This is a genomic window from Streptomyces sp. TSRI0281, from assembly GCF_001905125.1.
Taxonomy (GTDB): domain Bacteria; phylum Actinomycetota; class Actinomycetes; order Streptomycetales; family Streptomycetaceae; genus Streptomyces.
Genome location: NZ_LWLE01000010.1, coordinates 48517 through 61763, shown reverse-complemented (window position 1 = coordinate 61763; position 13247 = coordinate 48517). Strand labels below are relative to the sequence as shown.

At 71.8% G+C, this 13247-nt stretch carries 13 protein-coding genes; 8 read left to right on the top strand and 5 right to left on the bottom strand.

All coding sequences use genetic code 11. The annotated features are described in order from the left end of the window. Positions 1 to 2: 2 nt before the first annotated feature. The 3 genes from A6A29_RS16645 to A6A29_RS16635 are packed head-to-tail and all read right to left on the bottom strand — an operon-like array spanning position 3 to position 3783. Entirely contained in the window at positions 3 to 407 is a 405-nt protein-coding gene (locus A6A29_RS16645) for a DUF742 domain-containing protein (protein WP_385732344.1), read from the bottom strand. After that, positions 404 to 841 carry a roadblock/LC7 domain-containing protein gene (locus A6A29_RS16640; protein WP_073720868.1) on the bottom strand — a complete coding sequence of 146 codons (438 nt, stop codon included), beginning with the start codon at positions 839 to 841 and terminating at the stop codon, positions 404 to 406. The genes A6A29_RS16645 and A6A29_RS16640 overlap by 4 nt, the downstream gene beginning before the upstream one ends. Then, positions 838 to 3783, bottom strand: coding sequence for a sensor histidine kinase (locus A6A29_RS16635; RefSeq protein ID WP_079182805.1), 2946 nt, complete (start codon positions 3781 to 3783; stop codon positions 838 to 840). The genes A6A29_RS16640 and A6A29_RS16635 overlap by 4 nt, the downstream gene beginning before the upstream one ends. Before the next feature lie 330 nt (positions 3784 to 4113). Here A6A29_RS16635 and A6A29_RS16630 point away from each other — a divergent pair, with 330 nt between their 5' ends. The 7 genes from A6A29_RS16630 (at position 4114) to mnhG (ending at position 11244) form a co-directional block, all read left to right on the top strand. After that, entirely contained in the window at positions 4114 to 4545 is a 432-nt protein-coding gene (locus tag A6A29_RS16630) for a (4Fe-4S)-binding protein (RefSeq protein ID WP_073720867.1), read from the top strand. A 227-nt stretch (positions 4546 to 4772) separates the two neighbouring features. Then, positions 4773 to 7676, top strand: a complete 2904-nt coding sequence (locus A6A29_RS16625; RefSeq protein ID WP_073720866.1) for a Na+/H+ antiporter subunit A — start codon at positions 4773 to 4775, stop codon at positions 7674 to 7676. Next, entirely contained in the window at positions 7673 to 8281 is a 609-nt protein-coding gene (locus A6A29_RS16620) for a Na(+)/H(+) antiporter subunit C (RefSeq protein ID WP_073720865.1), read from the top strand. The genes A6A29_RS16625 and A6A29_RS16620 overlap by 4 nt, the downstream gene beginning before the upstream one ends. Then, complete coding sequence (locus A6A29_RS16615) at positions 8278 to 9933, top strand: Na+/H+ antiporter subunit D (RefSeq protein WP_073720864.1); 1656 nt, start codon at positions 8278 to 8280, stop codon at positions 9931 to 9933. The genes A6A29_RS16620 and A6A29_RS16615 overlap by 4 nt, the downstream gene beginning before the upstream one ends. Continuing rightward, the gene (locus A6A29_RS16610) at positions 9930 to 10562 is read left to right on the top strand and encodes a Na+/H+ antiporter subunit E (RefSeq protein ID WP_073720863.1); all 633 of its coding nucleotides are present in this window, start codon (positions 9930 to 9932) and stop codon (positions 10560 to 10562) included. The genes A6A29_RS16615 and A6A29_RS16610 overlap by 4 nt, the downstream gene beginning before the upstream one ends. After that, complete coding sequence (locus tag A6A29_RS16605; RefSeq protein WP_073720862.1) at positions 10559 to 10894, top strand: monovalent cation/H+ antiporter complex subunit F; 336 nt, start codon at positions 10559 to 10561, stop codon at positions 10892 to 10894. The genes A6A29_RS16610 and A6A29_RS16605 overlap by 4 nt, the downstream gene beginning before the upstream one ends. Then, positions 10891 to 11244 carry a monovalent cation/H(+) antiporter subunit G gene (gene mnhG, locus A6A29_RS16600; protein ID WP_073720861.1) on the top strand — a complete coding sequence of 118 codons (354 nt, stop codon included), beginning with the start codon at positions 10891 to 10893 and terminating at the stop codon, positions 11242 to 11244. Before A6A29_RS16605 ends, mnhG begins: the two co-directional genes overlap by 4 nt. A gap of 121 nt (positions 11245 to 11365) precedes the next feature. Here mnhG and A6A29_RS16595 read toward each other — a convergent pair whose 3' ends face one another. Then, on the bottom strand, positions 11366 to 11734 hold the full coding sequence (locus A6A29_RS16595) for a nuclear transport factor 2 family protein (protein WP_073720860.1): 369 nt from the start codon (positions 11732 to 11734) through the stop codon (positions 11366 to 11368). Between the two features lie 223 nt (positions 11735 to 11957). Here A6A29_RS16595 and A6A29_RS16590 point away from each other — a divergent pair, with 223 nt between their 5' ends. Next, the gene (locus A6A29_RS16590) at positions 11958 to 12683 is read left to right on the top strand and encodes a CDP-alcohol phosphatidyltransferase family protein (protein WP_073720859.1); all 726 of its coding nucleotides are present in this window, start codon (positions 11958 to 11960) and stop codon (positions 12681 to 12683) included. Here A6A29_RS16590 and A6A29_RS16585 read toward each other — a convergent pair. Next, positions 12652 to 13101, bottom strand: coding sequence for an adenylyltransferase/cytidyltransferase family protein (locus A6A29_RS16585; RefSeq protein ID WP_073720858.1), 450 nt, complete (start codon positions 13099 to 13101; stop codon positions 12652 to 12654). The genes A6A29_RS16590 and A6A29_RS16585 overlap by 32 nt on opposite strands. Between the last annotated feature and the right edge of the window lie 146 nt (positions 13102 to 13247).

Below are 13247 nucleotides of genomic sequence, written 5' to 3'. Positions count from 1 at the left end.
GTTCAGAGTCTCCGGAGTCCGTCACGTACAGCGGCCAGCAGGCCCATGCGGGCCCCGCCGGACGCCCGTGCCACCGACAGCGGGGCACGGGCCAGCAGCAGGCCCTGGGAGACCAGATCCGCCAGCAGGATCTTGGTCACCGAGACCGGCAGATCGAGGTCGGCGGAGACCTCGGCGACCGCGGCCGAGTGCCGGCAGCGGTCCAGGATCATGCGGTGCTCCGGCTGGAGCCTGCCCGCTCGCAGGGGTACACCGTGGACGTCCCGCGGATCGTTCGCGGTCGTCAGCACGGTGATGAGGGTGAAGTCGTCCCGCTCGGGAGCGGTCCGGCCCCGGGTGATGGTGTACGGGCGGACCATGGTGCCCGCGCCGTCCTCCTCCGGCTCCTCGTCCCAGTAGGGCGTCACACCCGCTGCCCGTCCCCGGTACCGAAGGCGTCGAAGTCACCGCGCACCGGGGCGCTGAGCTTCTGACCGACCTGCTGGACCAGGTTGTGCATGGCCAGCGACATCACCTCGGCGTCCACCTCCTGGGAGGCGACCACGGCCAGATGGGTGCCCTGGCCCGCCGTGATGATGAAAAGCCACAGGTCGGCCAGTTCGACGATGACCTGGTGGACGGAACCACCGTTGAACAGCTGGCCGGCCCCCCGGGCGAGGCTCTGCTGGCCGGTGCAGATGGCGGCCAGCCGCTCGGCGTCGGCGCGCTCGATGGTGCGCGAATGGCTCACCACCAGTCCGTCGTCGGACAGCAGGACGGCGTTCAGCGTCTCGGCCACCGAGTCCACCAAACCGTCGAGCAGCCAGTCGAGATCCTGGAGGGTGGCCGTTGTGCGTGTCATGACCGTTCTTCTCTCGTGGGAAAGGGGGAGGCGGGAGGTACGGGCGGTGCCGGCGGCTCCTCGGTCGCGCGTGCCGCGCGCGACCTCCGCTGGAACGCGCCGATGGCGGCTCCGGCCCGACGGGGGGCCGGCCGGAGCAGCGGGTTCTCGTCCCAGCTCGGGGGCCTGGGCACGGCGGGCCGGGCTGCCGGATCGATCCGCAGCTCGTCCACCAGGCTGGCCTGGCGGACCCGGCGCGGGAGCGGGGGCTCCCCATCGGACTCCGGGAGCGCCGGTGCCGGGGGGAGGGCCGGGTGTTCGGACTGCACCGGGAGCGGGGGCGTGACGGGGTCGCGCTCCCCGTACGGCTCCGGGTAGGACGGCTCCGCGTAGGTCTCCGGGTACGACGGCTCGGGCAGCGCCGGGTACGGGCCCTCGGCGGACGCGTACGGGTGACCCGGCACCGGGTACTGCCCGGCTGCCGTCATGTACGGCTGCTCCGGCGCGGCGTACGGGGTCTCGGCGCCCGCGTAGCGGTTCGCCTCCGCCGGGAACGGGTTCCCCGGCGGCGGGTACGCGGACGCGGACCCGCCGCCCGCGTACGGCTGCCCGGCCGGTCCGTACGGCTGCTCCGACGGCGGGTACGACTCGTCGGGCGAGGCGTACGTCTCCTCGGCGGACGCGTACGGCTGCTCCGGGACGGCGTACGTGCCCTCGGCGCCGGCGTACGGCTGCGGGACAGGTGCGTACGGGTCCTGCGGGGCCGTGTACGGCTGCCCGGGGGCGGCGAACGGACCGGCCTGCGCGGGCTGCTCGGACCGGCCCGGCAGGACCCGCTCGCCCGGCTGCTCCGGCTGACCGGAGCGGTCGGCGCGGTCGGTGCGCTCGCCACGTTCCGCACGGGCGGCGGCGTGGTCGACCAGGGCGGTGACCCCGGCCATCGCCCTGCCCTGGACGCGGGTGGGCAGGGCGCCCGGAGCCGCGTCGGACGCCGTGGTCCGGCCCTGGGAGGAGGGGAGCGCGGCGGCCGGCGGCACACCGACGGGACCGGCGGACGGATCGGCGACCGTCAGCTCGTCGGGGACGAGGACGACGACCCGCGTACCGCCGAAGGCGGACGGCCGGAACTCGACCCGCAGACCGTGCTGGTCCGCGAGGCGGGCGATCACATAGAGGCCGAGGCGGATGTCGTCCGCGTGCGCGAGGACGTCCATCCGGGGCGGCCGGCTCATCAGCTCGTTGGCCTCGGCCAGCTGCTTCTCGTCCATCCCGAGACCGCGGTCCTCGACCTCGATGGCCAGGCCCCGGCTCACCTTGGCGGCGCGGACCTCGACCGGGCTCGGCGGCCGGGAGAAGCTCAGCGCGTTCTCGATCAGCTCGGCCAGCACATGGGAGACCGGGCCGATGGCCCGCTCGGACAGCCACGGGGCACCGTCGAGATCCAGCACCACACGGCGGTAGTCCTGCACCTCGCCCTGCGCGGACCGCATGACGTCCAGCAGGGGTACGGGCTTGCGCCAGCGCCGGTGCGGGGCACCTCCGGCGAGGATGACGAGGTTCTCCTCGTACCGTCGCAGGCGCGCGGTGAGGTGGTCCAGGTCGAACAGCCCGTCCAGTACCTCGGGGTCCTCGTGCTTGCGCTCCAGCTCGTCCAGCTTCTTGAGCTGCTGGCCGATCAGCTGCTGGGTGCGGCGGGCGATGCGCTGGAGGAGCCGCTCGAAGCCGCGGTGCTGGTCGGCCTGTTTGACCGCGGCGTTGAGGGCGCTGGTGCGCGCCAGGTTCAGGGCGTCACCGAGCTTGGTGAGCTCGTCGGACGTACCGCTGCCCTGCTCCGGCTCGATCGCGCGGGCCTCGGCCTCGACATCGATCTTCTCGCCCTGGCCCAGCCGTTCGACGACCTCGGGGAGCGTCTTCTCCAGCTCCTCGGCCCGTTCCTGGAGACCGCCGATCCGGCGCCGCAGCGTGCGGGTGAGGCGCCAGGTGGTCACGATGACCGCGATCACCGCGGCCAGACCGATCACGGTGGTGAGCGCCATCTTGAGCAGCAGGGACATGACGGTCCCCTTGCCCTGCTCGACGACCATCGCGGTGCGGTGCTCCAGCAGTTCCACCAGCTGGGGCGTGAGGTCGTCCATCGCCTGACGCCAGGTCCTGTGCTCCGTGTCCAGGGCCACCATCCCGGCGTCGTCGGGGGCGGCGGGCCGCAGGGCCTTCTCCTCGACCGCCGTCTTGGCCTTCCAGGCCTCGCTGTCGGTGATCTCCTGCCACATCGACCGCTCGTCGTCGGGCAGGTAGGGAAGGACCTTGGTGCCGTACTGGAAGGGCTGGGCGGAGACCTCCTCGCGCAACTGCTGGAGGTCCTCGACGCTCAGCTTCCCCTTGGGCCAGCCACGGGCCAGGATCGCGTCCGAACGGGAGATCATCTCCTTGGTCCAGAACAGGTCGACGAGCGGCTGCGACAGCGTGGTCACCTTGCCGTTGTCCACATGGCTGAGCGCGGAGAACAGCTTGAGGTCCACGGCGATCAGGTCGGTGTAGTAGTCGTACACCACGGTTTGCTGCTTGTTGTCGCCCTGGTCGACCAGAGTGCGCTGGGCGGGCAGCTGCTTGATCGCCTCGCGGGCCTTGCCGACCGCGTCACGGACCTCCGCGGGAGCGTCGTCGGTGGACACGTCGGAGACCGACTGGAAGGTGTCGATCGCGTCGTCGGTGAGCCCCCGCTGACGGTCCAGGGCCTCGGTGGAACCTCCGGAGGCGGCCAGGGCTTCGGCGCTCAGCCGCCGCTCCTCCTGCAGGTTGTAGTACACGATGTTGGACGGTTGGCCGGCCTTCTCGGCCAACTGTCCCTGGGCTGCCTGGCGTTGAAAGTCGAGCAGTGTCTGTCCACTGGTGACGGCCCAGAGGGCTGCCAGTGCGACACCGGGGACGATGGCCAGTACGAGCAGGGCTGTCCGCAACGACATGGTGGTCGAGTCGGTCCGCCGAGACGCGCGCGTGCGCAGGGCATGCTCCTTGACGATGGGTGCCAGCCTCACGACTGGTCAATTGCGTGGAGAACTTCGACACATAGATATTAGTCACACTGCAAAAAAGAAAAGAAAGCGGCCTCACATGGGCAACACGGCGCGCCCACGTCATCCCCACGAATCCCGCGTCCGACCTGCCCGAGCAGCGGTACGGTCCGTTCCGGCCGAGGCGCGGCGGGACCGGGTCCGTTCGGGGCGCGTCGGGACCCGGTCCGTCGAGCAGGCCGTCGAGTAGCGGGGCGGCGCGGCCGGGGTGAGGGTGGAGGCGTGACCAGCGAACCGCCCCCGCACCCCGCCGCCAGGTCGTACGACGGCGAGGGCATCACCGTCAGCTACGACGCCCACCGCTGCCTGCACGCCGCCGAATGCGTGCACGGGCTGCCCACCGTGTTCGAGGTCGGGCGCAAGCCGTGGATCATGCCGGCCAACGCCTCCGCCGACGAGGTGGCCGACGTCATCCACCGCTGCCCGAGCGGTGCCCTCCAGTACCACCGCACCGACGGCCTGCCGGACGAGGTCCCCGATGCGCCGACCCATGTCTCCCTGCACGCCGACGGAGTGCTCCATCTGCGCGGGGACCTGGAGATCGACACCCTCGAAGGCGCCCGGCGGGAGACCCGGGTGATGCTGTGCGGCTGCGGGCGCACGGGGAACGCGCCCTTCTGCGACCACAGCGGGAAGTGCGCCGACCACGTCTGAGCGCGACCGGGCCGAGGACGCGACCCGGGCCGAGGGCGCCATCGGGCCGAGGGCGCCTTCGGGCGCGGCGGGCAGGAGTGCGCCCGGTACGGCGTGGACGACCGCGCCCGGCACGGTGGGCCGGGTTCGTGCGGCGCGGTGGTCCGGGTTCGCGCGGCGCGCCGTACGGGTGAACCGGGTCGAGGGATATATCTGTATTTAGTGCTCTTTATTCCGGATGCTCCACGGTGACCGCGCTCATCGTCTGCCATTTCCTGCTGGCGGCCTGCGCGGGCCCGCTGGTGCACCGGCTCGGCAGCCGCGCCTTCGTCGTCCTCGCCCTGCCCCCGGCCGCCGCCACCGTCTGGGCGGCCACCCAGTGGGACCTGGCGGCCTCCGGACGGTCGGTCACCTCGTCCTGGCAGTGGATCCCGGCGTACGACGTCTCCTTCGCCCTGCGCCTGGACGCCCTGGCCGAACTGATGGTGCTGCTGGCGGCCGGAGTCGGCACCCTCGTGCTGCTGTACTGCGCCTCCTACTTCGGCGACGACACCCCGCAACTGGCCCGCTTCGCCGGGAACCTGCTCGCCTTCGCCGGGGCCATGCTCGCCCTCGTCCTCGCCGACGACCTGATCTCGCTCTATGTGTTCTGGGAGCTGACCACGGTCTTCTCCTACCTGCTGATCGGCCACGGCAGCGAACGCAAGAAGAACCGCCGGTCCGCCCTCCAGGCCCTCACCGTCACCACCTTCGGCGGGCTCGCGATGCTCATCGGCTTCCTGATCCTCGGTCAGGCGGCGGGCACCTACCGGATCTCCGCCATCGTCGCCGACCCGCCCGAGCCGACCCTCGCCGTCGAGGTGGCCGTCGTCCTGGTCCTCCTCGGGGCGCTGTCGAAGTCTGCGCTCTGGCCGTTCTCCATGTGGCTGCCGAACGCCATGGCCGCACCCACCCCCGTCAGCGCCTATCTGCACGCCGCGGCCATGGTCAAGGCCGGTGTCTACCTCGTGGCACGGCTCGCCCCCGCCTTCGCCGACATCCCGGTCTGGCGGCCGGTCGTCCTGGTGCTCGGCGCCGCGACCATGCTGCTCGGCGGGTGGCGCGCGCTGCGCCTGAACGACCTGAAAATCGTCCTCGCCTACGGAACCGTCAGCCAGCTCGGTTTCCTCACCCTGCTCGCCGGAGTGGGCAACCGGGACACCGCGCTCGCCGCCGCCGTCATGATCTTCGGCCATGCGCTCTTCAAGGCGCCGCTGTTCCTCGTCACCGGCATCGTCGACCACGCGGCCGGAACGCGCGACCTGCGCAGACTCTCCGGCGTCGGCCGGGCGCTGCCGCACGTCGCCACCGTCGCCGTGCTCGCCGCCGCCTCCATGGCCGCGCTGCCACCCCTGCTCGGCTTCGCCGCCAAGGAAGCCGCCTTCGAAGCGCTGCTGCACGGGGACACGGCCGACCGGTGGGCGCTCGCCGCCGTCGTCGTGGGCTCGGCGCTGACCACCGCGTACACCCTCCGGTTCGTCTGGGGCGCCTTCTTCCGGAAACCCGGGGTCGAGGACACCCCCGTCCACCGCGTCGGCTGGGCCTTCCTCGCCCCGCCCGCCCTCCTCGCCCTGTGCGGGCTGGTGCTGGGCCCCGGCGTCAGCTGGACCGACCGGCTGTTCGGCGCGTACGCGGCCGCCTTCCCCGCCCCCGCGCACCCCTACCACCTTTCCCTCTGGCACGGTCTCGGCCTCGCCCTGCTCCTGTCGGCGGTCGCCTGGGCGGGCGGTGCCGTGCTCTTCGCCGGGCGTACGGGCGTCACCCGGCTCTCCCGCCGGATCGCCTGGCCCACCGCCGACAGTGTCTTCGGCCATCTGCTGCTGGGCCTGGAACGCCTCGCCCTCCAGGTCACGGGCTTCGTCCAGCGAGGTTCCCTCTCCGTCTACCTCGCCACCACGCTCCTGGTGATGCTCGCCGGGCAGCTCGCGGTGCTCCTCACCGACCGGCCCTGGAAAGGGGCGGTGGCACCCCGGGTCTGGGACACCCCGCTCCAGGGCGCCGTCGCCGTGCTGACCTGCGCCGCGGCCCTGTTCTGCCTGACCGTGAGCCGCCGGATGAAGGCCGTCGTCCTGGCGGGGCTGACCGGATACGGGGCGGCGCTGCTCTTCGTCGTCCAGGGCGCCCCCGACCTGGCGCTCACCCAGTTCTGCGTCGAGACCGTCTCGATGATCGTGTTCGTGCTGGTGCTGCGCCGGATGCCGGTGCACTTCCAGGAGTCCGTCAGCTCATGGCGGCGGGCCGCCCGTATCCCGGTGGCGCTGGCGGCCGCGGCGACCGTCGGGGTGGTGGTCTGGGCCGCCGCCGCCGCGCGTATCGCCGACCCGGCCGGCGCCGCGATGGTCGAGGAGACCGCCCACCACGGGCTCAAGGACGTCGTCGCCACCATCCTCGTCGACCTGCGCTCCTGGGACACGATGGGGGAGTCCGCGGTGCTCGCCGCCGCCGCGATCGGCGTGACGAGCCTGATCTACCTGCACCGCCGCAGCGAAGGTTCCATGGCCCCGGAGGAACTGCGCGGCCGGACCGCCTGGTCGCTCTCCGCGCACCCGCTGGGCGGAGTGTCTCGGGGGCTCGACACCGCCCCCGAGCGGAGCTGGCTGGCGGCCGGGCAGACGCTCGCTCCCGAACACCGCTCCGTCGTCTTCGAAGTGGTGGCCCGGCTGCTGTTCCACCCGATCCTGGTGCTCTCGGTGTACCTGCTGTTCTGCGCCGAGAACATGCCGGGCGGCGGCTTCGTCGCCGGACTCGTCGCCGGACTCGCCCTCATCACCCGCTACCTGGCGGGCGGCCGCTTCGAACTCGCCCAGGCGGCCCCCCTGCAGCCCGGACTCTTCACCGGACTCGGCCTCTTCGTGTCCACCGGAGTCGCCCTGCTCGGCCTCGTGGACGGCACCGTGCTGCACGCCTGGACGTACCGCGGACATCTGCCGGTGTTCGGCGACTACCACCTGGGCACGCCCGTCCTCTTCGACTTCGGGGTCTACCTGCTGGTCCTCGGTGTCGTCCTGGACATCGTGCGGGCCCTCGGCGCCAAGATCGACCGGCAGATCGAACGGGCGGCGGGCGTACTGGTCCCGGCCGGCGGCCCCGAAGCGGGAGGCACCCCCCGGTGACCGTCAGCGCCTCGCTCCTCGCCACCGCCGTGGTGCTCTGCGCGGTCGGGGGCATCCTCATGCTCACCCGGCCACTGACCCGCATCCTGCTCGGTGCCGTCATCACGGGCAACGGCATCAACCTGCTCGTCCTGTCCGCCACCGGCTCGGCCGGCGCTGCCCCCCTGCTCTACGGCGTTCCGCTGCGCCGGGTCACCGACCCGCTGCCGCAGGCCATCGCGCTCACCGCCATCGTCATCACCCTGGCCACCACGGCGTTCCTCCTCGCCATGGCCTACCGGAGCCACCAGCTCACCGGCACCGACGAGGTGCACGACGACCTGGAGGACCGGCGCATCGTGCTGCGCGCCGAGGTGATGGGGGAGCGGGCCCAACTGCGCGAGGAGTACCGCTCGGGGGCCGAGCCCACCCGCGAGGAGCGCGACCGCTATCTGGAGGAGCGCCGCCGCCTGCGCTCCCGGCTGCGCGCCGACCGCGCCCTCCAGGCGCGCGGCCGCGACGCGTCCGGCGACCTGTGGCACGACGTCCTGGGCGCGGACCCGGAGGACTACGCGCACGACGGGCACGGCGACAGCGATCACGACGACCGAGGAGTGACCGGATGAACGCGCTCGTCCCGCTGCCGGTGCTGCTGCCGCTCTGCGCCACCGGCCTCAGCCTCGCCTTCGGCACCCGTCTCAAACGCTTCCAGCGCTTCATCAGCGTCGCCGTGCTCTCCGCCGTCACGGCGCTCTCGGTCATCCTGATGATCGCCGCCGACACCGAGGGACCGCTCTCCGTCCACCTCGGCGACTTCGCCCCGCCGCTCGGCATCACCCTGGTCGCCGACCGGCTGACCGGGCTGATGCTCACCGTCTCCTCGTCCGTCACGCTCTGCGTGCTGGTCTACTCCCTCGGCCAGGGCATGGCCGACCGGGACGAGGAGACACCGGTGGCCGTCTTCCACCCGGCGTATCTCATCCTGGTCGCCGGGGTCTCCTGCACCTTCCTCGCCGGAGACCTCGTGAACCTCTACGTCGGCTTCGAGATCATGCTGGTCGCCAGCTTCGTCCTGCTGACCCTCGGCGGCACCGGACCCCGGATCCGGGCGGGCTCCACGTACGTGATCATCTCGCTGTTCTCCTCGATGCTGTTCCTCACCGCCATCGCCATGACGTACGCGGCGACCGGCACCGCCAACTTCGCGCAGCTGGCACTGCGCCTGGGCGAACTCCCGCTCGGCGTGCAGACCCTGATCCAGGCGATGCTGCTGACCGTCTTCGCGATCAAGGCCGCGGTGTTCCCGCTCGCCGCCTGGCTCCCCGACTCCTACCCGACCGCCCCGGCCCCCGTCACCGCCGTCTTCGCGGGCCTGCTCACCAAGGTCGGCGTCTACTGCATGCTGCGTACGGAGACCCTGCTCTTCCCCGGCAACCGGCTCGGCGACCTCCTGATGGCCGCCGCACTCGCCTCGATGGTCATCGGCATCCTCGGCGCGGTCGCCCAGACCGACCTCAAGCGGCTGCTCTCCTTCACCCTGATCAGCCACATCGGCTACATGGTCTTCGGAATCGGCCTCGCCACCCGTCAGGCGTACGGCGGCGCCATCGTCTACGTCGCCCACCACATCACCGTCCAGACGACGCTGTTCCTCGTCGCCGGGCTCATCGAACGCCGCGGCGGCACCACCGAACTCACCCGGCTCGGCGGCCTCGCGAAAGCGGCCCCGGTCCTCGCGCTCCTCTTCTTCGTCCCCGCGATGAACCTCGCCGGAATTCCACCGCTGTCCGGGTTCATCGGGAAGCTCGGGCTGATGCGGGCCGGTGTCGCCGACGGCGGGGTCTGGCCCTGGATCCTGGTCATCGGGTCGACGGTGACCAGCCTCCTCACGCTGTACGTGATGGCCAAGGTCTGGAACCTGGCGTTCTGGCGGGCCGCTCCCCCCGGTCAGGCCGCCGACGGCACCGTCCTGGAGTCCGACGACGACAACGACGACAACGACACCGACCCGGGCCCCGACAACATCCCCGGCACCGGCGACGAGGGCATCGGGCCCCGGCCCCACCCGGCCGGCCGGGTCGTCGCCGCCACCCTGCACGGACGGGCCGTCACCACCACGACCCACCTGCCCCGCACGATGACCGCCGCCACCGCCGCCACCGTCGCGCTCGGCCTCGCCTTCACCGTGTTCGCGGGCCCCCTGACCGAGTACACCGACCGCTCGGCCGCCGAACTCCTGAAGCGGACGCCCTACATCGAGGAGGTGCTCGGCCGGTGAGACGCATCCTCACCCTGTCGTTCCGCAACGCCGACCTGCCGCCCTTCAGCTGCGAGCTCGGCGACCGCCGCGGACGGGTGCTCGACCTTCCGCTGATCGCCTGGCTCACCGTGATCTGGGTGCTGCTCTGGTCCACGCTGAGCTGGGCCAACGTACTGACGGGCGTGGTCGTCGCGGTCGCCGTCTGCCTGGCCTTCCCGCTGCCCCGCGTCGACCTCGGACTGCGGCTGCATCCGTGGGGCATCCTGCGGCTCGTCGGATACCTCTTCTACGACATGTACACCTCGGGCGTGAGGGTCACCCGGCAGATCTTCGCCGGGCGCCCGCACCGGGCCGCGGTCATCGGCGTACCGCTGCGCTGCCGCAGTGATCTGATGCTCGCCGCGACCGCCGTCGCCGTCTCCAACGTGCCGGGCGGCGCCATCATCGAGGTGCGCCGCGCCACCGCCACGGTCTTCCTGCACGTCCTGGACGCGGACCGGCCGAAGGAGCTCGAAGCGGCCCGGCGTTCGGTGTGGCGGCTGGAGGAGCTGACCGTACGGGCGTTCGGCACCCGCGACGAGATCGCCCGGGTGGCCGTGCCGCCCCCGGCCCCACCGCCCCCGGGCAGCAGGAGAGACGCCTCATGAGCGCACCCGAGACCGTCGACCGGGTCCTGCTGACCGCCGCCGTCGTGATGATCGTCGTCGCCGGGGCGCTGCTGCTGATCCGGATCTGGCGCGGCCCCTCCATGCTCGACCGGGCGATCGCGCTGGATGTGTGCGCCGCCCTGATCATCGCGGGACTGGGCGCCAAGTCGGCCTTCGCCCGGGATACGTTCTACTTCCCGATCATGCTGGTCCTGGCATTCCTCGGCTTCACCGGTTCGGTGGGCATCGCCCGCTTCATCGCCGTACGCGACCGGCCGCTGTCCCGCCCGGTGCCCCCGCCCGCCCCCGGCAGTGAGGAGGGCCGGCGATGAACGTCTGGCTCCGGATCGTCGACACGGCCGGTGCCGTGCTGCTCCTGGTCGGCGCGCTGATCTGTCTGCTCGGGGTGATCGGCATGCTGCGGCTGCCGGACGTCCTGGCACGCAGCCACGCCGCGACCAAACCGCAGACGCTCGGGATGCTGCTGGTGCTGGCCGGGGTGGCGCTGCGGCTGCGCAGCGGAATGGACCTGGCGACCCTCGCCCTGATCGGCTTCTTCCAGATGCTCACGGGCCCGGTGGCCGCACATCTGGTGGCCCGGTCCGCGTACCGGACCGGGCAGGTCGACCACAGCGAGCTGCTCTTCGACGAACTGGACGAGCAGTTGACCCGGGAGAAGTGACGGAGGAGAGGGGCCATGGACCCGTGAGGCCGTGCGCCGGCGGTCGCGCCGTGCCGCCGGCGTGCCCGGCCCGTACGGGTGGCGCACCGGTCCGCGGGGCCCACGCGCCGGCCCCGCGGGTTCACGCTCCCGGCACGCGGTCCAGGAAGCCGCTGACCGAGCTGATCCGCCCGTCCCCGTCCAGCCTGATCACATCGAACCCGGCGGCGGGCGCCGAGCCGTCCGCCCCGGAGACCAGGTCCCAGGTGAAGCGGACGAGGTCGTGATGCGCGTCCGGAGTACCGGTCAGCCGGAAGCCGAAGCCGGGGAACTGCTGATGCGCGCCGCTGATCGCGGCCACCAGACCGTCGTGCCCCCGGACATCGGCCAGGGGGTCGGTGTAGGTGGCGTCCTCGGTGAACGCGGCGGCCACCGCCTTCTCCAGCTCCTCGGGCCCGGTCGTGTTCCAGGCGGTGAAGTAGCGCTGAACGGCGTCCTCGTGTGCGGTCATGGTGCCGGTCCTCTCGCCGGGCCCCCGCGGGCCTCTGCCGTACCGCTCCGGTGCTCCGGGGCGGTACGCACACCATGACGCGGGGGCCCGGGTGGGGTCGATTACCTCCGGAGTAGGACCGGCCGGCCCCAGGTGCGGGCCGGTCCGGGGAGATCCCGACTCCACCCCCACAAGGAGGCATGTACGTGCCATGATGCGGGCAATGCCGGACGCTGGGGGGCGTATGGGAAGCACGGGTACAGTGCTGCGCGAATTGCGCGGCGCGCAGAAGACGGCCAAGGGCGTCTCGCTCTATTCGCGGTACGTGAACCGGCCGGCGGGGCGGTTACTCGCGGCGGGGGCCCACCGGGCAGGGCTGACGCCCAATCAAGTGACCTTGATCAGCGCGTTGTTCACCTTCGCGGCGATCGCCTCGGCCGCCCTGGCCGAACCCTCGTGGGGGCTCGGCCTCGCGGTCTGGGCGGGGCTGGTGACCGGCTTCGCCTTCGACTCGGCCGACGGGCAGCTCGCCCGGCTCACGGGGAAGGGCGGACCCGACGGTGAGTGGCTGGACCATGTCGTGGACTGCGCGAAGATGATCCTCGTCCACATGGCCGTACTGATCTCCTTCTACCGCTTCGGCGAACTGCCCGGCGAGGGCTGGCTGTTGCTGCCGCTGGGCTTCCTGTTCGTCGCGGTGCTGACCTTCTGCGCCGGACTGCTGCGCGAACAGCTGGGCCGGACCGCCGCCCGGCCGGCCCCGGCCGATGGCGCCGCACCGGTGTCCCGGGTGCGGGCCGTGGCGCTCCTGCCCGCGGACTACGGGGTGTTCTGCCTGGTGTTCCTGCTGCTCGGCGCACCCGGGGTGTTCCGGGCCGGGTACGCCGCGCTCGCCGTCGTGCACGCCGTGTTCCTGGTGGCGTTCCTCGTCAAGTGGTTCAGGGAGCTGAGAGCGCTCCGGGCCGACTGACCAGGGCATCCAGCGCGCGGCGCAACTGGGTGCTGGAGGTGTGCACGGTGTACGGGAAGTAGACGACCTCCACGCCCACTTCGGCGAAGTCCCGCTCCAGCCGCTTCCCCTTCGCCGTGCCCCGCCAGTCGTCGCCCTTGAAGATGACGTCGAACCGGACCTGCTGCCAGGTCTCGACCTTGTCCGGCACCGTCTCGACGAACGCGGCGTCCACGTAGCGGACGCTGCGTACGATCTCCAGCCGTTCGGGCAGCGGGATCACCGGCTTGTGGCCCTTGGCGAGGGCGGCCATCTCGTCCGAGACGACCCCCGCGACCAGGTAGTCGCACTGACTACGGGCGTGGCGAAGGATGTTCAGGTGTCCGACGTGGAACAGGTCGTACACCCCCGGCGCGTAACCGACTCGGTGCTGCACCATCCGTTCTCTCCCCCCACGGTGAACGTGATGTGTGGTGATGTCCAACGACCATACTGTGAAGAACACTTGTGCAACCCGTGAACGGATAAGCTCAGCTGTGGGCTGTTCCCCGAGGGGGGCGGATGCTGTTCCGGGGGGAAGGCGAT